17 protein-coding genes, 2 tRNA genes and 3 rRNA genes are annotated in these 21,458 nt (G+C 49.5%); 16 read left to right on the top strand and 6 right to left on the bottom strand.

Features of this window, described 5'->3' with window-relative positions:
• Window positions 1–367 precede the first annotated feature (367 nt).
• From AWQ23_RS13905 to AWQ23_RS13880, 6 genes are all read left to right on the top strand, one after another.
• Window positions 368–1,856, top strand: a 16S ribosomal RNA gene (locus AWQ23_RS13905).
• A gap of 121 nt (window positions 1,857–1,977) precedes the next feature.
• Window positions 1,978–2,051: transfer RNA gene (locus AWQ23_RS13900), tRNA-Ile, on the top strand.
• Between the two features lie 39 nt (window positions 2,052–2,090).
• Window positions 2,091–2,166 (top strand) — tRNA-Ala (locus AWQ23_RS13895).
• 206 nt (window positions 2,167–2,372) lie between these two features.
• Window positions 2,373–5,184 (top strand): 23S ribosomal RNA (locus tag AWQ23_RS13890).
• Between the two features lie 79 nt (window positions 5,185–5,263).
• Window positions 5,264–5,381 (top strand): 5S ribosomal RNA (gene rrf / locus AWQ23_RS13885).
• The 16S, 23S and 5S rRNA genes sit together here with 2 tRNA genes alongside, the layout of an rRNA operon.
• Before the next feature lie 191 nt (window positions 5,382–5,572).
• Entirely contained in the window at window positions 5,573–6,010 is a 438-nt protein-coding gene (locus tag AWQ23_RS13880; protein ID WP_012308375.1) for a PPC domain-containing protein, read from the top strand.
• On the opposite strand, the gene cobS is transcribed toward AWQ23_RS13880, so the two are convergent.
• Entirely contained in the window at window positions 5,990–6,778 is a 789-nt protein-coding gene (cobS, locus tag AWQ23_RS13875) for an adenosylcobinamide-GDP ribazoletransferase (protein WP_062436279.1), read from the bottom strand. The genes AWQ23_RS13880 and cobS overlap by 21 nt on opposite strands.
• Before the next feature lie 304 nt (window positions 6,779–7,082).
• Here cobS and AWQ23_RS13870 point away from each other — a divergent pair, with 304 nt between their 5' ends.
• From AWQ23_RS13870 to AWQ23_RS13860, 3 genes are all read left to right on the top strand, one after another.
• The gene (locus tag AWQ23_RS13870; protein ID WP_030008237.1) at window positions 7,083–7,538 is read left to right on the top strand and encodes a hypothetical protein; all 456 of its coding nucleotides are present in this window, start codon (window positions 7,083–7,085) and stop codon (window positions 7,536–7,538) included.
• An 81-nt stretch (window positions 7,539–7,619) separates the two neighbouring features.
• Window positions 7,620–8,756 carry a tRNA guanosine(34) transglycosylase Tgt gene (tgt, locus tag AWQ23_RS13865; protein WP_062436277.1) on the top strand — a complete coding sequence of 379 codons (1,137 nt, stop codon included), beginning with the start codon at window positions 7,620–7,622 and terminating at the stop codon, window positions 8,754–8,756.
• Between the two features lie 26 nt (window positions 8,757–8,782).
• The gene (locus tag AWQ23_RS13860; protein ID WP_012308371.1) at window positions 8,783–8,920 is read left to right on the top strand and encodes a photosystem II reaction center protein K; all 138 of its coding nucleotides are present in this window, start codon (window positions 8,783–8,785) and stop codon (window positions 8,918–8,920) included.
• A 100-nt stretch (window positions 8,921–9,020) separates the two neighbouring features.
• Here the strand turns inward: AWQ23_RS13860 and AWQ23_RS13855 are convergent, their stop codons facing one another.
• Window positions 9,021–9,581: a glutathione S-transferase family protein gene (locus tag AWQ23_RS13855; RefSeq protein WP_062436275.1), complete on the bottom strand. Its 561-nt coding sequence runs from the start codon at window positions 9,579–9,581 to the stop codon at window positions 9,021–9,023.
• A 42-nt stretch (window positions 9,582–9,623) separates the two neighbouring features.
• Window positions 9,624–10,088, bottom strand: a complete 465-nt coding sequence (locus AWQ23_RS13850) for a hypothetical protein (protein WP_012308369.1) — start codon at window positions 10,086–10,088, stop codon at window positions 9,624–9,626.
• 203 nt (window positions 10,089–10,291) lie between these two features.
• On the opposite strand from AWQ23_RS13850, the gene AWQ23_RS13845 reads away from it, so the two are divergent.
• Both AWQ23_RS13845 and AWQ23_RS13840 read left to right on the top strand, forming a co-directional pair.
• A complete protein-coding gene (locus AWQ23_RS13845) occupies window positions 10,292–11,002 on the top strand; it encodes a hypothetical protein (RefSeq protein WP_062436273.1) in 711 nt (236 codons plus the stop codon).
• Between the two features lie 148 nt (window positions 11,003–11,150).
• Window positions 11,151–12,116 carry a tyrosine-type recombinase/integrase gene (locus tag AWQ23_RS13840; RefSeq protein ID WP_062436271.1) on the top strand — a complete coding sequence of 322 codons (966 nt, stop codon included), beginning with the start codon at window positions 11,151–11,153 and terminating at the stop codon, window positions 12,114–12,116.
• 16 nt (window positions 12,117–12,132) lie between these two features.
• Here the strand turns inward: AWQ23_RS13840 and ald are convergent, their stop codons facing one another.
• A complete protein-coding gene (gene ald, locus AWQ23_RS13835; RefSeq protein ID WP_062436269.1) occupies window positions 12,133–13,221 on the bottom strand; it encodes an alanine dehydrogenase in 1,089 nt (362 codons plus the stop codon).
• 233 nt (window positions 13,222–13,454) lie between these two features.
• On the opposite strand from ald, the gene AWQ23_RS13830 reads away from it, so the two are divergent.
• The 3 genes from AWQ23_RS13830 to AWQ23_RS13820 all read left to right on the top strand — a co-directional run bounded on the left by AWQ23_RS13830 (window position 13,455) and on the right by AWQ23_RS13820 (window position 16,024).
• Window positions 13,455–15,002 (top strand): AAA family ATPase, encoded by a 1,548-nt coding sequence (locus tag AWQ23_RS13830; protein WP_062436267.1) that lies wholly within the window; start codon window positions 13,455–13,457, stop codon window positions 15,000–15,002.
• Between the two features lie 185 nt (window positions 15,003–15,187).
• Entirely contained in the window at window positions 15,188–15,388 is a 201-nt protein-coding gene (locus AWQ23_RS13825; protein WP_030008230.1) for a hypothetical protein, read from the top strand.
• 111 nt (window positions 15,389–15,499) lie between these two features.
• Window positions 15,500–16,024: a phycobiliprotein lyase gene (locus AWQ23_RS13820; protein WP_045442612.1), complete on the top strand. Its 525-nt coding sequence runs from the start codon at window positions 15,500–15,502 to the stop codon at window positions 16,022–16,024.
• A gap of 52 nt (window positions 16,025–16,076) precedes the next feature.
• On the opposite strand, the gene AWQ23_RS13815 is transcribed toward AWQ23_RS13820, so the two are convergent.
• Complete coding sequence (locus AWQ23_RS13815; protein ID WP_062436716.1) at window positions 16,077–17,264, bottom strand: RNA-guided endonuclease TnpB family protein; 1,188 nt, start codon at window positions 17,262–17,264, stop codon at window positions 16,077–16,079.
• 288 nt (window positions 17,265–17,552) lie between these two features.
• Here AWQ23_RS13815 and AWQ23_RS13810 point away from each other — a divergent pair, with 288 nt between their 5' ends.
• Window positions 17,553–18,917: an NAD-dependent succinate-semialdehyde dehydrogenase gene (locus AWQ23_RS13810; RefSeq protein ID WP_062436265.1), complete on the top strand. Its 1,365-nt coding sequence runs from the start codon at window positions 17,553–17,555 to the stop codon at window positions 18,915–18,917.
• 49 nt (window positions 18,918–18,966) lie between these two features.
• A complete protein-coding gene (locus AWQ23_RS13805) occupies window positions 18,967–20,604 on the top strand; it encodes an acetolactate synthase large subunit (RefSeq protein WP_062436263.1) in 1,638 nt (545 codons plus the stop codon).
• Here AWQ23_RS13805 and cobA read toward each other — a convergent pair.
• Window positions 20,587–21,357 carry a uroporphyrinogen-III C-methyltransferase gene (cobA, locus tag AWQ23_RS13800; protein ID WP_232308915.1) on the bottom strand — a complete coding sequence of 257 codons (771 nt, stop codon included), beginning with the start codon at window positions 21,355–21,357 and terminating at the stop codon, window positions 20,587–20,589. The genes AWQ23_RS13805 and cobA overlap by 18 nt on opposite strands.
• Window positions 21,358–21,458 lie beyond the last annotated feature (101 nt).

The raw sequence follows: 21,458 nt of genomic DNA, 5'->3' as shown, positions 1-21,458 counted from the left end.
GGGGCTTAAGAACTCAAAAAACCAAATTTTTCCAGCCACCAAACCCCTTGCTCTGAGGGCATTCCAGGGATTTTTCATCCAAATCCGAAAAAAGATTGGAAAAAGGTGTTGACATCTCCGAGTTGTGTGGTTAATATAGTTAAGCGCGGTTGAGAGAGACGCACTGAACCGCCGCCCCGAACCGAGACAAAAGAATAGAATTTGAAAGTGACTATCCGCCCCCTTGTTTTAAACAAGATTATAACAAGTGAGCTGGTTGAGATTGAAACAATCGATACCAAGGAGCTTAGTTAAGGATAAAGAGAGCCTTAAAAAACATCTCTTGCTAAAGACAAATGAAAATTCTAAGGAATGAGTAAAAAAGTCTAATATGGAGAGTTTGATCCTGGCTCAGGATGAACGCTGGCGGTATGCCTAACACATGCAAGTCGAACGAAGCCTTCGGGCTTAGTGGCGGACGGGTGAGTAACGCGTGAGAATCTGCCTTCAGGACGGGGACAACAGTTGGAAACGACTGCTAATACCCGATATGCCGAGAGGTGAAATCTTTTTTGGCCTGAAGATGAGCTCGCGTCTGATTAGCTAGTTGGTGGTGTAAGGGACCACCAAGGCGACGATCAGTAGCTGGTCTGAGAGGATGAGCAGCCACACTGGGACTGAGACACGGCCCAGACTCCTACGGGAGGCAGCAGTGGGGAATTTTCCGCAATGGGCGAAAGCCTGACGGAGCAATACCGCGTGAGGGAGGAAGGTCTTTGGATTGTAAACCTCTTTTCTCAGGGAAGAATACTGACGGTACCTGAGGAATAAGCACCGGCTAACTCCGTGCCAGCAGCCGCGGTAATACGGAGGGTGCAAGCGTTATCCGGAATTATTGGGCGTAAAGAGTCCGTAGGTGGTCATGCAAGTCTGCTGTCAAAGCCCACAGCTTAACTGTGGATCGGCGGTGGAAACTGTGTGACTTGAGTACGGTAGGGGTAGAGGGAATTCCCAGTGTAGCGGTGAAATGCGTAGATATTGGGAAGAACACCGGTGGCGAAAGCGCTCTACTGGACCGTAACTGACACTGAGGGACGAAAGCTAAGGTAGCGAAAGGGATTAGATACCCCTGTAGTCTTAGCCGTAAACGATGGATACTAGGCGTTGTCTGTATCGACCCGGACAGTGCCGAAGCTAACGCGTTAAGTATCCCGCCTGGGGAGTACGCACGCAAGTGTGAAACTCAAAGGAATTGACGGGGGCCCGCACAAGCGGTGGAGTATGTGGTTTAATTCGATGCAACGCGAAGAACCTTACCAAGATTTGACATCCCGTGAATCTTGCAGAGATGCGAGAGTGCCTTCGGGAGCACGGAGACAGGTGGTGCATGGCTGTCGTCAGCTCGTGTCGTGAGATGTTGGGTTAAGTCCCGCAACGAGCGCAACCCTCGTCCTTAGTTGCCAGCATTAAGTTGGGCACTCTAGGGAGACTGCCGGGGACAACTCGGAGGAAGGTGGGGATGACGTCAAGTCATCATGCCCCTTACATTTTGGGCTACACACGTACTACAATGGTCGGGACAAAGGGCAGCAACCCCGCGAGGGCAAGCGAATCTCATCAAACCCGGCCTCAGTTCAGATTGCAGGCTGCAACTCGCCTGCATGAAGGAGGAATCGCTAGTAATCGCAGGTCAGCATACTGCGGTGAATCCGTTCCCGGGCCTTGTACACACCGCCCGTCACACCATGGAAGCTGGCAACGCCCGAAGTCGTTACTCTAACCGTTCGCGGAGGAGGGCGCCGAAGGCAGTGCTAGTGACTGGGGTGAAGTCGTAACAAGGTAGCCGTACCGGAAGGTGTGGCTGGATCACCTCCTTTTAGGGAGACCTAACCTACTGAAGTTTGAAAGCAATCAGCAAATAGAACGCAGTAAGGTCATCTCGAAGGTCGTGCGAGGGGGAGAAACGGGAGTCACTTTCAAATTTAGGTTCGTGGACATGGGCTATTAGCTCAGGTGGTTAGAGCGCACCCCTGATAAGGGTGAGGTCCCTGGTTCAAGTCCAGGATGGCCCACTTATCAACCGTTGATAATCATCAATTGTTGATATCAATGGGGGTATAGCTCAGTTGGTAGAGCGCCTGCTTTGCAAGCAGGATGTCAGCGGTTCGAGTCCGCTTACCTCCACCAAAACCACGAAATAATGAAACGAACTCAGCATCAGCACCATAGTCTAAAAAAAAAGACGAAAGATGTTGTTGAATGCTGAAAGAGATTTCAGCAAAGCACCTTGAAAACTGCACAAAAGAATATTAGATAGTCGAAATAATAGCTAGGTAGGAAAGTACGAAAGTACAAGCAATCCAAAAATAGCCAAGAGTCTGACCTCGAAAAAAGGTCAAGCTACAAAGGGCTAACGGTGGATACCTAGGCACACAGAGGCGATGAAGGACGTGGTTACCGACGATATACTCCGGGGAGCTGGAAGCAAGCATTGAGCCGGGGGTTTCCGAATGGGGCAACCCTAAATACAGCCATCTGAATATATAGGATGGTATGAGCCAACTCAGCGAATTGAAACATCTTAGTAGCTGAAGGAAGAGAAAGAAAAATCGATTCCCTTAGTAGCGGCGAGCGAAGCGGGAAGAGCCTAAACCAACTGCTTAGGCGGTTGGGGTTGTGGGACAGTGATGTGGACTATAGAGGTTAGACGAAGTAGTTGAAAGCTACACCAAAGAAGGTGAAAGTCCTGTAGTCGAAAATCGAAGTAGCCTAACTGTATCCCGAGTAGGCCGGAGCACGTGAAATTCCGGTTGAATCAGCGAGGACCACCTCGTAAGGCTAAATACTACTGTGTGACCGATAGTGTAAAAGTACCGCGAGGGAAAGGTGAAAAGAACCCCGGGAGGGGAGTGAAATAGAACATGAAACCGTTAGCCTACAAGCAATGGGAGGACGATTTAACGTCTGACCGTGTGCCTGTTGAAGAATGAGCCGGCGACTTACAGGCTGTGGCAGGTTAAGGTGAAAAGCCGAAGCCAAAGTGAAAACGAGTCTGAAAAGGGCGTTAGTCACAGTTTGTAGACCCGAACCCGGGTGATCTAACCATGGCCAGGATGAAGCTTGGGTAATACCAAGTGGAGGTCCGAACCGACTTCTGTTGAAAAAGGAGCGGATGAGCTGTGGTTAGGGGTGAAATGCCAATCGAACCCGGAGCTAGCTGGTTCTCCCCGAAATGTGTTTAGGCGCAGCGGTTGGTTTCCTTGCATGGGGGTAAAGCACTGTTTCGCTGCGGGCTGCGAGAGCGGTACCAAAGTGAGACAAACTAAGAATACCATGTAAAATTCAGCCAGTAAGACGGTGGGGGATAAGCTTCATCGTCGAGAGGGAAACAGCCCAGACCGCCAGCTAAGGTCCCAAAATACTTGCTAAGTGATAAAGGAGGTGGGAGTGCATAGACAACCAGGAGGTTTGCCTAGAAGCAGCAATCCTTGAAAGAGTGCGTAATAGCTCACTGGTCAAGCGCTCCTGCGCCGAAAATGAACGGGGCTAAGCAAGTTACCGAAGCTGCGGACTCGAAAGAGTGGTAGGGGAGCGTTCTATATGGTGTGAAGCATTAGCGGTGAGCAGATGTGGACTGTATAGAAGTGAGAATGTCGGCTTAAGTAGCGAAAATATGTGTGAGAATCACATACCCCGAAACCCTAAGGTTTCCTCCGGAAGGCTCGTCCGCGGAGGGTTAGTCGGGACCTAAGGCGAGGCCGAAAGGCGTAGTCGATGGACATGAGGTTAATATTCCTCAACTCCTGTGTGGGAGCATAACTATGACGCATGAAAGATAGCTACACCCTGAATGGATTGGGAGGAGACTACGGTCTCCGCGTAGTAAAGGATAGTGCCTAGAAAAGCTAGTTATGTGTTGAAAGCATAGGACCCGTACCCGAAACCGACACAGGTAGGGTGGTAGAGTATACCGAGGGGCGCGAGGTAACTCTCTCTAAGGAACTCGGCAAAATTGCTCCGTAACTTTGGGAGAAGGAGTGCCAGCGAGAGCTGGTCGCAGTGAAGAGGCCCAGGCGACTGTTTACCAAAAACACAGGTCTCTGCAAACTCGTAAGAGGACGTATAGGGGCTGACGCCTGCCCAGTGCCGGAAGGTTAAGGAAGTTGGTTAGCTTAGGCGAAGCTGACGACCGAAGCCCCGGTGAACGGCGGCCGTAACTATAACGGTCCTAAGGTAGCGAAATTCCTTGTCGGGTAAGTTCCGACCCGCACGAAAGGCGTAACGATCTGGGCACTGTCTCGGAGAGAGGCTCGGCGAAATAGGATTGTCTGTGAAGATACGGACTACCTGCACCTGGACAGAAAGACCCTATGAAGCTTTACTGTAGCTTGGTATTGGGTTCGGGCTTTGTTTGCGCAGGATAGGTGGGAGACGTTGAGATTACTCTTGTGGGAGTAATGGAGTCACTGGTGAGATACCACTCTAACAAGGCTAGAATTCTAACTTTAAACCGTGAAGCCGGTGAAAGGACAGTATCAGGTGGGCAGTTTGACTGGGGCGGTCGCCTCCTAAATGATAACGGAGGCGCACAAAGGTTCCCTCAGGCTGGTTGGAAATCAGCCATCGAGTGCAAAAGCAGAAGGGAGCTTGACTGCGAGACCTACAAGTCAAGCAGGGACGAAAGTCGGTTTTAGTGATCCGACGGCGCTGCGTGGAAGGGCCGTCGCTCAACGGATAAAAGTTACTCTAGGGATAACAGGCTGATCTCCCCCAAGAGTTCACATCGACGGGGAGGTTTGGCACCTCGATGTCGGCTCATCGCAACCTGGGGCTGAAGTAGGTCCCAAGGGTTGGGCTGTTCGCCCATTAAAGCGGTACGTGAGCTGGGTTCAGAACGTCGTGAGACAGTTCGGTCCATATCCGGTGCAGGCGTAAGAGCATTGAGAGGAGTCTTCCTTAGTACGAGAGGACCGGGAAGGACGCACCGCTGGTGTACCTGTTATCGTGCCAACGGTAAACGCAGGGTAGCCAAGTGCGGAGCGGATAACCGCTGAAAGCATCTAAGTGGGAAGCCCACCTCAAGATGAGTGCTCTCATGGAGTTAATCCAGTAAGGTCACGGGAAGAACACCCGTTAATAGGCATTAGGTGGAAGTGTGGCAACATATGGAGCCGAGATGTCCTAACAGACCGAGGGCTTGTCCTTAAACAGATGGTTAGACTAAGTATTTCGATGAACTAATGAGTATTTTGTGCAGTCTTGAGGGTGTGAGACCACACCACTGCTTGGTGTTTTTAGCATAGTGGAACCACACTGATTCCATCCCGAACTCAGATGTGAAACGCTATAGCGGCGACGATACCTGTGGGGTAGCCTACCGGGAAAATAGCTCAATGCCAAGCTTCTCTCTTTTATGAAAAACTGAATATCTTATTCTTCAACTTTATATTCTAATCAAAGCTCTCAATCTGCAGATTGAGGGTTTTATTTTATTTTGCTTTCTTTCTCCTTTGTAGTGAGTGAAGTCCCATTCCGTTGCTTGGGTAGTGTTGTAGAGTATGAAGAGTAAGCCAATAAGTTGATAGGTATTTGAATGAATCGGATTTACTGGGGTTGTATATTCGGATTTTTTAGTGTTGTAGGGCTGGCAAATCAAGCGATCGCCAATGAGATGATGTATCGACCCCTTGGAATTCGCTCTGGTCAAGAGATTAACCAGCGGCTTTCGGATCAGGATATCCCCACGGGGGAAGGGGGGTTTGCCAGGGATTATGCAATTACTCTCCAAGAGGGTGATCAAGTTGCCATTGACTTGCTTTCAGACGATTTTGATACGATTGTGTTGCTGCTGGCGGCGGATGGGTCGACGATTGCAGAAAATGATGATGCTGCTGATGGTTCAACGAATTCATTACTATTTGTGCGCATTAACGAAACAGGACGCTATATTGTGCGGGTACGGGCCTTTGGGGAAACGGGAAATGGTGATTTTTCGCTCAAAGTAACGCGCCTACAGCCTATTCGCGAGTAAAACAATGCTAACGAGACAAGCGACTTCAGTCCATTCCACAGTGGCACCGTAGGTATCGCCTGTATGGCCTTGGAATTTATGACCAAACCAAGTACTGACAGCGATCGCCACTGCCATAAACCAAAGATTACTGAGCATAACACTCAACCATTGGCCAATTGGCAGGAAAAAGTAGCTCAAAAATACGAATAAGAGCATGGGGCAGATACTCCAGTATAAATCTTGATATAACTGGAACTGCTGCTTGTGGAATGCCCCTTTGCCTTCAGCTTTCAGGTAGGGATAAAAGGCGATCGCCACCACCTGAGACCATCGCCCCCAGGCCGGTATCAACACAAAAAAATACCAAGACTCTAATCCTAAACCTTCGAGAGCAGCGACCTTGAGCAATAGGATTAAGATCCCTGTCATCACCCCAAATGCACCAGAAACACTATCGGCCATCACCGCTAAACGGCGTTTCGGTTCCGTCACTGCTAAGCCATCGGCCGCATCCATCGCCCCATCTAAATGCAAGCCTCCCGTCAAACCCAACCAAAAGGCAACTAAAATCGCACTCCTGAGTAAAGCGGGAACCTTTAAACTCTCTAAACTCCCAAAAAAACTCAGTAGTATACCCCCAATAATCAAACCCACCCAAGGACACCAACGGGCAATGCGAATAAAACTAGGCTGTACTCCCTTGGGCAGCGGTAGCAGCGTGTAAAAAAGAATGGCCCCCAATAGCGATCGCCAAAGCTGTAGCAAGCCTGATAAAAAACGAACCATAAATTGATTGAGATGCTCAGAATTAGATAGATTGTGGGTTTTCAGATGTCAAAATTCAAACCTTAAGTTAAGATTATGGCGAGGCATTGGAAACCGTTAATAAACATCCTCCGCCATAACACCAAGACAATACTGTAAAACCACAGCCTTTGTCCTTGGGTGCTAGCTTTTGTACAAGTAAAATGACAATCGCATAGGCTCATCTTGATGTGGTGGCGCTCATTTGCTTGCCATGTCTAGGCAGTGTTATGGATGATTTACCTTTAGTCTGTCATATTTTTTTGTTTACCCTTAGTCAATTCCCATGAGTCATCAATGTCATCCCACTTCCTTACCCGCTCCTTGTGTGGTCTCTACCGGTATTCTTGTCAATAAAAGTGACATGAAACGTCTACTCCAAGATCTCGCATGGGTCCGCTATTCCCATTACCTCGATGGCGAAGTGCAAAAACAGGGCGAAGGTTGGATTGTAGAAGTCTTTGATGATGAACAACAGGCTACTTTGGTGGTCAATCAGTCTTTATATCTAAATTTACATAGCTTCGATTACCTTGCCCTGAAACAGGCTGAAACCGATAAGACTTATTTTGAACTCGTGCAGGATAATCGTGTCTTACGGTTGGAAGTGGCAGAAAATCCCCAAGCCAATCCTTTCAATACCAAAGCAGTTCCCGAAAGTACCTTAGAAGAGATGGTGACTCAGGTTTTATCGGCCCGCTGGGATGTCCACATGGATGACGATGAAAATTTCAATTTCTAGGTTCTGTTTCCTGAACTCGGTAGAATAAGCGGTGGCTTTTGCTGCCGTTTTTATTTTTTATTGATCTTCGGAACATCATCTGTGAGCCATTTTCATTTTTCGCTACATAAGGAATGTCGCCATACGAATGCCCGGGTCGGCGTGTTTCATACCCCCCACGGAATTGTGGAAACACCCCGATTTATGCCTGTGGGTACCCTTGCGAATGTGAAAGGCATCACGCCGGATCATTTAGTCCAGGCCCAGGCCCAGATGGTTTTATCAAATACTTACCACCTCCACTTACAACCGGGAGAGGAGATTGTCCAGAAAGCCGGAGGACTGCATCGGTTTATGGCTTGGGAGGGGCCGATCCTCACGGATTCCGGGGGATTCCAGGTTTTTAGTCTCAGTGAAATGCGTAAGATTCGTGAGGAAGGGGTGGTGTTCCGTTCGCCGAAGGATGGACGTTTGATTGATATGACCCCGGAGCGATCAATCCAGATTCAAAATGCCCTGGGTGCTGATGTGATCATGGCCTTTGATGAATGTCCACCAGGAGATGCGGGCCGGGAGGCGGTGGCGGCGGCAACAGCACGAACCTATCGTTGGCTGGAACGTTGTATTACTGCCCATGAACGGGACGATCAAGCATTGTTTGGGATTGTCCAGGGGGGCATTTTTTTAGATTTACGCTCCCAAGCGGTGGCGAATTTAACGAAATTAGACCTACCGGGCTATGCCATCGGGGGCGTTAGTGTGGGAGAATCGCCGGAAAATATTCGCCAAGTAGTACAGCATACAGCGCCGCTCCTGCCGAAAAACAAGATTCGTTATTTGATGGGGGTGGGCACCTATCGGGAAATGGCCCAGGCGATCGCCGCTGGGATTGACGTGTTTGATTGTGTGATTCCGACGCGGTTGGGGCGTCATGGTGCGGCCCTGGTGCAAGGCGATCGCTGGAATTTAAAAAATGCCCAGTTTAAAGAAGATTTTCGCCCCTTGGATGAAACTTGTCCTTGTTATACCTGCCAGAATTTCACGCGGGCCTATTTGCACCATTTAATCAAAGCGAAAGAAATGTTAGCCTATATGCTACTTTCTTTACATAACGTTACAGAATTAATTCAATTTACCGTGAGAATTCGTGAATCAATCCTTAGCGATCGCTTCGTGGAAGAATTCGGCGAATGGCTAGAACCCGAACCAACTCATGCTAGGATTGACTGCAAACCATAAGAAAAATCAGTTCAACAAGGAAATATATGGAAGCGGCATTATTACTTGCGAAATTACCTGAGGCCTACTCAATTTTCGATCCCCTCGTGGATGTTTTGCCTCTAATTCCTTTGTTCTTCTTGCTGTTGGCATTTGTATGGCAAGCGGCAGTGGGCTTCAAATAAACACCATTTTTGAATTATTTAAAAAAGAAATTGATTAAGCATCCCCGCAAGGATGCTTTTTTGTTTTTTGCGACTAATTTGTAACTAAATGTAACGAGAATTAACCGCGATTCATAATTGCTTTTTGGAAAGCGGGGCGATCGCCTAATCGTTTTAAGTAGGCTTGTAGGGCTGGGTAAGCACTGAGATCCACATCTTGGAACATTAAAGGAATGTAGGCGAGGATCGAACCGACGGCCACATCCGCCACCGTAAATGCTTCTCCTAAAAGAAAAGATGCGTTTTGCAAAATATCGTTTAGGGGCTGCAAATAACGGGCCATAACTTCATTGCGATTTTCAGCCGGGGTGAGTCCCATGGCAAAGGTCGAATTGGCAAATAACACCCATTGGTAGGCGATCGCCTTATCTGCTGGGGAAGTGCCGAGGTGACCAAATTTTTCTGCGAGGTAGAGCAAAATGGCACCGGATTCAAATAAAGTAACCTCGTCATCGCTTAGGACAGGCACTTTCCCAAAGGGATTTAAGGCAAGGAAATCCGGTTGTTTATGTTCGCCCGCCTGCATATCGAGAAGGACAAATTCATAGTCAGCACCAAGCTCTTCGAGATACCAACGCACAATTGAGGCACGGCTACGCGCCCCACCGTAGAGTTTTAGCATAGTGTGAGTTTTGTTAGGCCAAAAATGTGTCTACAAATTCATTTAGAGAACTTTGTGGGTATGGGCATGTTGCTTCACATTGTCCTCTGTGTTGACGATATTAACCTGATTGAGGACGCGCTTTTTCGCGGTGGAATGGTTGAACTCCTGGTGGAGTGTCCCTAGGGGGATATGGCCCTGGGCTTCGGGGCGGCGTTTGTAGGTGCGGGCGGCGGCGGCGGTGCGTTCTAAAAAGTCATCGGGAATTTGCAGGCGATCGCCTAGGGCTGTGGGTAAGGTGATTTGATCCGCTTGGATAACATCCCCAAGGGGCAGGGCTTGGGCAACCCGATAAGATGTGGGAATTCCTTTTAACAGTGCTTCGAGGGCCGCTGAGGGAATCGGTTCTAGGATAGAAACCGCCTGGGTTTCGCCCTCCTCCCGGACAAAACAACTGGCGACGCCAAAAACACAATAATCGTCACCCGCTAAATGATGGGTCTGAAAAAAATCTTGTAATGTAGGCATAAGAATTTTTACTTACTGAAACTAAATATAAAGATTGAATTTTCCGTTTTGATCCTAACGAGCTTTTGGGGCGTACGAGACAGAAAGAAAGGATTCTTTAATTGCAGCGAGTGATCTCTAATACCCAACCCTTACCTCTGACCATATCCAAGCCTGGGCCAGTATTCTAAGGTGAAACACAAAAAAGTCATGTCTTGATGGTAATGAATTTAAAATTAAACTTTTTTTGGGGATTTTGGCTGCTTTATGTGGGTTCTTTACTCCTTGCCCCTAGTCATTTCCCCTTCGGTGGAGAACCTTTGTGGCAACTGCAACCTGAGACTTTGACAGAGGTGAAACAAGAATCGCTTAATTTCTTTTTTGTGCTGCCGATTTTAAATTATTTGGGTTGGCGATCGCCTTTGGCCCCGGTGCTCAATCCTGTAGATGAGGCCCTCTTTAATTTTGCTGTCGCCTGGATGTGGCTTTTTCTGCCAGTAATGGCGAGCGATCGCAAGGGTCAACATCTGCCATACCTCGCCTTCTGGGGTTACGGGATGTTTCTTACTAATGTTTTTTTGCTGCCCTACATGGCACTCCGGCGAGCCATTGCCCCTCAGCCTTTTTTACCTAAACCATGGTTTACGCGCCTTTTTGCTTGGGTCGGAATCTGCGTCGGCATTATTGCCATTGGTTGGTTTGGTCTAGCTCGTCCTGAATTTGGTCTCCTCGGCGATCGCCTTGATTACTTTCTCTTGCGTCTGGGAGATAGCCGCCTCACCGTCGCCTTCATGGTGGATCTCCTTTGTTTTTGGTTTATCCAAATTTTCCTCATGGGTGATCTCACCGCCAAAGATAGCTTCTGGCAAACCCTACGTTTTGTGCCATTTTTTGGTGTGGCCTGTTGGTTGCTCTTTGACCACCGTTCTTCCTAAAACCTCTTTACTCAGCCTCAATTTGAACGCTTAAGTTGGGGTTGAGACCGCTAATTAATGCTTTTAAAACAAGCTATCGAAAACTGTGATTATCGTAAGCTAAACCGCTAAAATGTAGAGAAAATCAAGATTTGCGCGATCGCCGATTATGGAAACATCCCTGGCTAGCCTTGGCCCTTTTTCTGTCCCTGCGGACAATCCGGACATCCTGAGCCAACTCCTTGAAAACCAAAAATCGCCCCACACCTGGCGGGCCTACAAAAAAGATATTCGTGATTTTTTTCGGTTTGTGGCCGATGCCAACGAACCCACACCAATCCTGGTCGAAGCCTTTCTGAATCTGGAGCAACCCCAGGCCCTCGCCCTCGTCCTGCGCTACAAAAATCATCTACGGGATGTCCGCTGCCTCAAGGAAGCCACCATTAATCGTCGTCTTGCCGCCCTCAAAGCATTGGTTCGTTTGGCGAATCAGTTGGGGCAATGTCGCTACACCCTCGGTGGCATCAAAGGAGAAAAGGTCAGTCGCTATCGAGATACCACTGGGATTTCACAAACTGTTTATCGACAAATTTTAAAAATTCCTAACCAGAAGACCATCAAGGGCAAGCGTGATTACGCTATTTTGAGATTGCTCTGGGATAATGCGCTGCGGCGTAATGAAATTGTCCAAACCAACTTAGAAGATTTAGACCTCGAACGGCGATCTCTCGCAATTTTAGGTAAGGGAAAAGGTCGCCAAAAACAGTGGGTGACACTCTCGGCCGCAACAGTGACAGCCCTTAAAGCTTGGTTAGCCGTCCGTCCCGGATCTAAAAATAAAATTCAGCCACTATTTGTTGCCCTTGATCGCGCTCACCTGGGCCACCGTCTCACGGGGACAGCTATTTACCAGTTAGTCCGGAACACAGCCAAGGCCGCAGGCGTCACAAAATTATTATCACCCCACCGCATTCGTCACTCTGGGATTACGGCGGCCCTTGATGCGACCAATGGAGACGTGCGTAAGGTGCAAAAATTTTCTCGTCATGCCGACCTCAATACCTTGATGATTTATGATGACAACCGCAGGGATGTCCAAGGGGAAATTACAGATCTCTTGTCAAATCTAATTTAGCAATCTCCCTAAACTTTTAGTCGGCTAGATCGGGAAAGACTTCTCGCACCGAAGGGTGGACTAAACGCCGCTCGGCAATATTTAATCCTTGGGCGATCGCCGGATTTTGTTTAATCGCTCCCAAACCTTGATTGGCTAGTTGGAGAACGTAGGGCAAAGTGCTGTTATTGAGGGCTTGGGTTGCTGTCCAGGGTACGGCCCCCGGCATATTGGGCACCCCAAAATGGACAACCCCTTCTTCGAGATAGGTGGGGGCACTGTGACTGGTGGGCCGCAGGGTTTCGATGCAGCCCCCTTGGTCTACAGCCACGTCAATAATGACAGAACCCCGTTTCATCTGTTTGACTGCGGCACGGGACACTAAAATTGGTGCACGTTTGCCCGATAAAAGCACGGCCCCAATCACCAGATCGGCGAGGGGTAACCAGCGTTGAATTTGGGTCGGTGTGCTGTAGAGTAGCTCCACCCGGGAGCCGAATAGCGCTTCTAAATCACTGAGGCGATCGACGTTAATGTCGAGGATCTGTACCTGGGCCCCAAGGCCCACGGCCATTTTTGCTGCCTCGGTGCCGACGGTCCCCCCACCAAGAATCATCACACGACCCGGTCCAACGCCAGGGACACCTCCGAGTAAAACGCCTCTGCCGCCCTGCTGTTTTTCGAGATAGCGCGCCCCAAACTGCACGGCCAAGCGCCCAGCGATAACACTCATCGGCGCAAGGAGTGGTAAATGACCTTTGCCGTCGGTGACCGTTTCGTAGGCGATCGCCGTCACGCCCGATCGCATTAAATTTTCTGTGAGCTGGCGATCAGCCGCTAAATGGAGATAGGTAAATAGGATTTGGCCAGGGCGCAACGAGCCATATTCAGAGGGAAGCGGTTCTTTGACTTTAACGACCATGTCTTGTTTCCAGGCGATCGCCGCCGTAGAAACAATTTCGGCTCCGGCCTGTTGGTATTCCGCATCCGTAAATCCAGAACCGAGGCCCGCCCCCGTTTCAATCAAAATATGATGACCCGCACTGGCGAGGACTTGCACACTGCTCGGTGACAAACCAACCCGAAATTCTTGGTCTTTGATTTCCTTGGGGACACCGATTTTCATCCTCAACGCCTCTATGTTTTGTCTTGGGATCTGTGCTTTTTATTTAAGGACTTTTTTGAGGCCCTGTCAGCACCTACTCCCCAAACGACACAAATTTAACTTTTATCTTGTCTCATTACATAAAACTACTAAATTAACTTAGACAAAATGGCATTGATTCAGACTCTGGGCAGAGGGAACCAGAGCAAGATGGCACAATAAACCTCAATATCTTCTACGGTGAAATTTTTTAGATGTCCCATTCGATCTCTGCCTTGATTGAAGCGCTACAACAGCCAGCGATATATCCCCACCTGACCCAGGAGGCGATCGCCTTAGTGCAAACCCATGTGTCCTACGTGTTTTTGACCGGGGACTATGCCTACAAACTCAAAAAAGCAGTTAATTTCGGCTTCCTGGATTTTTCGACCCTAGACAAACGTCAACATTTCTGCAAAGTAGAACTGGAGCTAAATCGTGCCCTGGCTGCTGACCTGTACCTAGAAGTACTGCCCATTACCTATGACGGCCAAACCTATGCTTTTAATGGGGCGGGAGAAGTGGTGGAATATGCCGTAAAAATGCGTCAATTCCCCCAGGAAAATCTGTTGAGTGAGATGTTTACAGCAGGCACTCTCACCGAAGATCACATGGTGCAACTGGGAAAAGCTGTCGCTGATTTCCATCAACAGGCAACTACCAACGACTACATCCTGAGCTTTGGGGAAATTGCCAAAATCCGTCAGGCCATTGATGAAAACTACGCCCAAACGGCCAAATATATTGGTACTGTCCAGACCCAAGAGCGCTTCGAGCAAACCAAACAATTTACAGATAATTTCTTTGCTAGCCGGGAGGAAATTTTTGCCAAACGCCGCCGCGAAGCAAAAATCAAAGAATGCCATGGCGATCTGCACCTGCGCAATATTTGTTTTTGGCAAGATCAGATTCAACTATTTGACCGCATCGAATTTAATGAGCCTTTCCGGTTCGTAGATACCATGTATGACGTGGCTTTTACGGTGATGGATTTAGATGCGCGGGGTGCCAGGGAGCTGGGGAATGCTTTTCTCAACACCTATGTTGAACGTACTGGAGATTGGGAAGGGCTCCAGGTTTTGCCCTTGTACCTGAGTCGCCAGGCCTATGTACGGGCGAAAGTAACTTCATTTCTTTTGGATGATCCGGCGATCGCCCCAGAAGCAAAAATCCAGGCTGCGGCGATCGCTTCAGATTACTACGATCTAGCTTGGCGCTATACTCAACGCCCCCAGGGAAAAGTGATTGTGATGTGTGGTTTGTCTGGTGCTGGCAAATCAACGATGGCCCGGGCGGCAGCTCGCCAATGGAATGGAATTCAACTGCGCTCCGATGCTGTGCGTAAACATTTAGCAGGCTTATCTTTAGAAGCAAAAGGCGATGACCGCCTCTACAGTGAAGCGATGAATGAACAAACCTATGCTCGCCTACAAGAGCTTGGTTTACTGTTGGCAAAACAGGGTTTTACCGTCATCCTCGATGCCAAATATGACAAACTTGTCTATCGTAAAAATGTGATTAAAGCTTGTGCTGACCAGGACATTCCCCTGGAAATTTTCCACTGCCAAGCACCGTTGCCAATTTTGGCCCAGCGGTTAACGACCCGCACCAACGATATTTCCGATGCAACGGCAGATCTGCTCACGAGCCAACAGGAACATTTTGAATCCTTTATCCCAGAGGAACATCCCCTGGTTAAAACCCTGGATACCACCCAGACTCCCGCCGCAACTATGGCCCAACTGACGGAGGAACCTGTTTAAGCCAAAGCAACTGCTGAGAGAAAGGAAAAAGGCGATCGCCAGCTTGGATTGAAATATTACAAAAAGTTAACACTTCCGCATATTTCTTCCTGCTCCCGTAACAAATCCCACGGAAACCCTGGGTTATTTCCCCAAAATAATAGTTATAAATACTCATTGACTATTTCGAGTAAGGAGTAAAAACCATGCAAACAGCAGGACAAATGACCTGGAGTCCCAACGGCGGTGCGTCTGAAGGGGTACTACACCTTAGGTTAAAAGCCTTTGATCCCTGGCGTCCCTACACGGAGTTCCCGGAATTTTACAAACCCGATTTTCCGTCCACCTCTGCGGGGTACGCCACCTTTCTTTCCCTCATTCGCAATCAGTGGCAGTACGTGAAGTAGGGCCGCACCTGGGTGAGGCGATCGCCCTTGCCTTGCCCAGGATTACAAGAAAATGTAACAATATATAAACTAAGCATTGACATTTGCCGCAGCTCTCGAAGCTCTTCGCCCATGAATTTACTTGCGACTTCGCCCAGTGCCAGCACCGCCTTTTTTCAGCGCTCTGCCGGTCGGTGGCATTCCCAGCGCCGCTACTACACCCTCAACAGTGACCAGGAACCCCTGGAGGCCATTTCGGCAATCGAAGTCGTCTTTTTACCCGCCGAGCATCCCCACCTCAAACCCTTGGCGATCGCCCACCACCTTTCCCCTGATCAGGCCTTTCAATGTGGGGCGAAAGTTACTTGGGAAAGCACCTATACCAATGTGCAACGCAAACCCCTAAAGGGAGAGACGATCTTTGGGATTCGGGATCAGTTGATGTACCGCGACCGTGGTTTTTCGACAACAGCCCCGATTGTGGCCGAATTTGAATTGATTCAACCCCACGTGATGCGACTCCAGACTGCCTACGACGGCGCCAGTTTTGAAGAAGAAATTAAATTTGTTGGGGATAAACACCGCACACGCCAAACTATTACTTCCCGTGCGGGACAAGAACTGATGATCGCGCAATATTTAGAAACGCGTCTTTAGGAATCCTAAATTTGCCGTTTTAAAAAATCTCCCTTGCTTGACACTCCCCTGGCTAAAGGCGAGGGGATTCTTTGCTCAACGATTCAACTTGCCCCGACAGAACGGATTCAGCCAGAGTAGTGGTCAGATCTCCCAAAGCGTACATTCCGGTGTGCCCCACCGTACTCAATCCTAAACGCAAGATGTTTATCGCCGCATTATGGTCACGGTCTAGCTCACAGCCACACTCACACACATGAGTCCGCACTGAAAGAGACTTCTGCACCGTTTGACCACAGGCGCTACAGTTCTGGCTGGTGTAGTGGGGTGGCACGGCAATAGTAATTTTCCCAAACACCTTGCCGAAATACTCCAACCACACCCGAAACTGATACCAACTTGCATCGTTAATCGATTTCGCTAGGCAATGGTTTTTCACTAGATTTTTCACCCGTAAGTCTTCATAGGCCACTACATCGTTAGATGAGATTACGCACCGTGCCAACTTCACCGCATGGTCTTTACGTTGCCTACTTATCTTCAGGTGAACTCTCCCTAATTTATTGATTGCCTTGCGTCGATTATGACCCCCCTTCTGCTTGCGAGAAACAAGACGATGCGCTCGTTTGAGACGCTGCTCCCCTTTTCGTAAAAAGCGAGGATTTTCCACCGCAAACCCATTGGAGTCGGTGTAGAACTCCTTTAATCCCACATCTAACCCAATTGCTTTACCGGATGGCATTACTGATTCTTGACGGTCTACACTTACCGGAAACTGAGCATAGTAGCCATCGGCCCGGCGCACTAATCGCACCCGCTTAATTTGCTCTGGTTGGTAAAAGTTCAGGTCACGGCTTCCCAAGAGTTTCAATCGACCAATCTTATTTTTGTCAGTGAAGACGATGTATTTGCGATTGTCCTCTAACTTCCACCCTGAGGTTTTATATTCCACAGAGCGACAGTTCTTTTGGAATTTGGGATAGCCTTTTTTGCCTAAAACTTTCTTCTTGCAGGCTTCGACGTGAGCGCTCAGCCGAACGTCTTCGTAGAAACGACTGATGGCCGACCAAGCCCGTTCAGCGGCAGATTGTCTAGCCTGAGAGTTCAAGTCATTGGCAAAAGGGAACTCCTTGGCCAACACTGCGCATTGTTTATTGAGGCGGATAGACTTATTCCGGATGAACTGAGTTGTCCGAATAGCCTCGTCAATGGCGTTGTATTGAGCAGGTTTACCTTTGACTTTAAACTCAAGAATCAGCATTAGTTCGACCATTCCAATGTTTATGCTGGATATTTTAAAATAAAACAGAAAATGTAGTTTGCTTCTTCCCGTTGGTCAGACTTCGGCGAGCTCAGTCGAGTCGTCGCTCGGCTTATATCCCCGCTCTAAAAGAGGCAGGGTTTTACGCCGACTTTGCGATAAAAATATCCGTGTCGGGTGTATGTCACGGATTGTTTAGGTTTATCGGTATCGCTAAAAATTGCAAAAATTCCCGCTTACACTGAGAAGAGTGGAGGCCTCAAGCCCGCAGCGGCAAAGGAGAGAGTTATGGCGATCGCCACGATCAATCCCACAACCGGAGAAATTTGTCAGCGTTTTAAAGCCCTGACCCCAGCAGAAATTGACGCAAAATTAGCCAAGGCCCAGGAAGCATTTCAAGCATATCGGCGCACCAGCTTTAGCCAACGGCGACAGTGGCTCGAAAATGCAGCGGCCATCCTCGAACGGGACGCCAGTAAGTTTGCGGAGATTATGACCACTGAGATGGGAAAAACCCATAAAAGTGCGATCGCCGAAGCCGAAAAATCTGCTTTAGTCTGTCGCTACTATGCCGAACACGGTGAACAGTTTTTGGCCAACGAATACACAGAAACCCAGGCCACAGAAAGTTATGTGTGCTATCAGCCCTTGGGCATTCTGCTCGCGGTGATGCCGTGGAATTTTCCCTTCTGGCAAGTTTTCCGTTTTGCCGCCCCAGCATTAATGGCCGGGAATGTGGCGGTGTTAAAACATGCGTCCAATGTGCCCCAGTGCGCTCTGGCGGTGGAAGCGATTTTAGAGGCGGCAGGATTTCCGGAAGGGGTATTTCAAACCTTGTTAATTGGCGCGTCCCAGGTAGAGCAGGTGATTAAAGATCCCCGGGTAAAGGCCGCTACTTTGACGGGGAGCGAACCAGCCGGAGCGAGTTTAGCCAGTCTAGCGGGCCAGGAAATCAAACCGACGCTGTTAGAACTGGGTGGCAGTGATCCATTTGTGGTCTTTCCGTCGGCGGATCTCGATGAAGCAGTCGAGGTCGGTACTGTAGCCCGTACGATGAACAATGGTCAATCTTGCATTGCGGCGAAACGATTTATTCTCCACGAGGCGATCGCCGCCGAATTTCTCGAAAAACTCCACCTCAAATTTGCCAGTCTTAAGATCGGCAATCCCATGGAACCAGAGACGGATATCGGCCCCCTGGCAACGGAGAGCATTTTGCAGGATATCAGCCGCCAAGTGGATCAAGCGGTGGCTGCTGGGGCCAAAATTTTGTTAGGCGGGCACCCCCTCGATCGCGCCGGTTATTTTTATCCGCCGACCATTTTGACGGAGATTCCCCCAGGGGCGAAGATTCTCCAGGAGGAACTGTTTGCACCGGTGGCAATGGTCTTTACGGTTAAAGATCTCGATCAGGCGATCGCCCTCGCCAATGATATTCCCTTTGGTTTAGGGGCCAGTGCCTGGACAAGTGATCCGGCAGAACAACAACGCTTTATTCAAGAGCTCGACGCTGGGGCCGTTTTTATCAATGGCATGGTGAAATCTGACCCCCGCCTCCCCTTTGGTGGGACGAAACGCTCTGGTTATGGGCGAGAATTGGGCCTCGCTGGGATTCGCACCTTTGTGAATGCCAAAACGGTGTGGCTAAAATAACCCCCCGACTTTATCCCAACGATTTTGGTGCCTGAGGAGGCGATCGCCCGTGAATACTGCAGAATTATTGATCCGATGTCTAGAAAATGAAGGGGTGGAGTATATTTTTGGGCTACCGGGGGAAGAAAACCTCCATATCCTCGAAGCCCTTAAGGAGTCTCCCATCCGCTTTATTACCGTCCGCCATGAACAGGGTGCCGCTTTTATGGCCGATGTGTATGGTCGTTTAACCGGGAAAGCGGGGGTTTGTCTGTCTACCCTGGGGCCTGGGGCTACCAATTTAATGACCGGGGTTGCCGATGCGAACCTCGATGGGGCTCCCCTGATTGCGATTACAGGGCAGGTGGGTACCGACCGCATGCACATTGAATCTCACCAATATCTTGATCTGGTGGCAATGTTTGCCCCCGTCACCAAGTGGAATAAACAAATTGTCCGACCGAATACGACTCCAGAGGTGGTGCGTCGCGCCTTTAAAATTGCCCAACAGGAAAAACCAGGGGCCGTACACATCGATCTTCCTGAAAATATTGCCGCGATGCCCGTGGAAGGTCAGCCCCTCCGGCGGGATGGTCGCGAAAAAATCTATGCTTCAAGCCGGAGTTTAAACCGCGCCGCCGAGGCGATCGCCCATGCCAAGAGTCCTTTAATCCTGGTGGGCAATGGCATTATTCGCGCCGATGCCGCCGAAGCCCTCACCGATTTTGCCACCCACCTCAACATTCCCGTGGTCAACACCTTTATGGGCAAAGGGGCAATTCCCTACACCCATCCCCTGTCCCTGTGGACGGTGGGACTCCAACAGCGCGATTTCGTCACCTGTGCCTTTGAACAGAGCGATTTGGTGATTGCAGTGGGCTACGATCTGATCGAATATTCCCCGAAGCGTTGGAACCCAGAGGGAACGACCCCAATTATCCACATTGGTGAAGTGGCCGCCGAAATTGACAGTAGTTATATTCCCCTCACGGAAGTTGTCGGCGACATTGGCGATGCCTTAACTGAGATTCGTAAACGCACGGACCGCGAAGGCAAAACCGCGCCAAAATTTCTCAATGTCCGGGCTGAGATTCGGGAGGACTATGAACGCCACGGCACCGATGCTAGTTTTCCGGTCAAACCCCAAAAAATCATCTACGATCTCCGCCAAGTGATGGCTCCAGAGGATATCGTCATTTCCGATGTGGGGGCCCACAAAATGTGGATGGCCCGCCATTACCATTGCGATCGCCCCAATACTTGCCTGATTTCCAATGGATTTGCGGCGATGGGCATTGCGATTCCCGGTGCTGTAGCAGCCAAATTAGTCCACCCAGAAAAAAATGTCGTGGCTGTCACGGGGGACGGGGGATTTATGATGAATTGCCAGGAGCTCGAAACCGCCCTGCGCATTGGGGCGAACTTTGTCACCCTAATTTTTAACGACGGTGGCTATGGCTTGATCGGTTGGAAACAGATTAACCAGTTCGGCGCACCAGCCTTTGTGGAGTTTGGCAATCCCGATTTTGTGCAGTTTGCCGAAAGTATGGGCCTCAAGGGTTATCGGATTACCGCCGCCGCCGACCTTGTGCCGACCTTAAAAGAAGCCCTAGCCCAGGATGTACCAGCGGTGATCGATTGCCCCGTGGACTACAGTGAGAATGTGAAATTCTCCCAAAAATCAGGGGATTTAATCTGCCGTATGTAACAGGGTGTCGTACTGGGGATGGAGTTCTACCACGCGACCCACAATGGCGATCGCCGGCGCAGAAAAGCCCGTTGCTTCGACTTTTTGGACAATGTCCCCAAGATCACCCAGAAGTTCTTCTTGATCCGGGCGCGTTCCCCAACGAATTAGAGCAATAGGAGTGTCTGTGGTTAAGCCCCCTGCGAGGAGCTGGGGAATAATTTGGGGCAGATTGTGGATGCCCATGTAGATCACGAGGGTCTCGGAACCCTGGGCGATCGCCTGCCAATTGACCTGGGGTCGATACTTGCCAGCGGCCTCATGGCCTATGACAAAGGTTGCCGAACAACTATAACCACGGCTGGTGAGGGGAATGCCACAATAGGCAGGAGCGGCAATTCCAGAGGTAATGCCTGGGACAATTTCGACGGGAATATTTGCGGCTTGGAGATCGGCCATTTCTTCGCCGCCCCGCCCAAAAACAAACGGATCGCCTCCTTTCAAGCGCACCACAATGGCAAATTCCTGGGCTTTTTCGATCAAAATTTTTGTGGTTTCTTCCTGGGGGAGTGAATGTCTGCCCCGGCGTTTCCCCGCATGGATCCGTTCGGCCTGGGGATTGATCATCGCCAAAATTGGCTCACTGACCAAGGCATCATAAACAACCACATCAGCCATTTCGAGGAGGGTTTTGCCCTTTAGGGTAAAGAGGCCAGGATCACCGGGGCCTGCCCCAACAAGGTAAACTTTGCCGACTGGAGTGCTAGGGGTCATGGAATTTGCCATGGAGGAGGGGTTCAGGGAGAAAATAAATTTAAGGGAAATGGCTGAGGAGCCGTAAGGTATCCCAGATTAACACGGGCAATTTTTTTTTC

Origin of the sequence: Picosynechococcus sp. PCC 73109 (assembly GCF_001521855.1) — a bacterium.
Lineage (GTDB): Bacteria > Cyanobacteriota > Cyanobacteriia > Cyanobacteriales > MRBY01 > MRBY01.
This window is presented reverse-complemented; position numbering and strand designations above follow the sequence as displayed.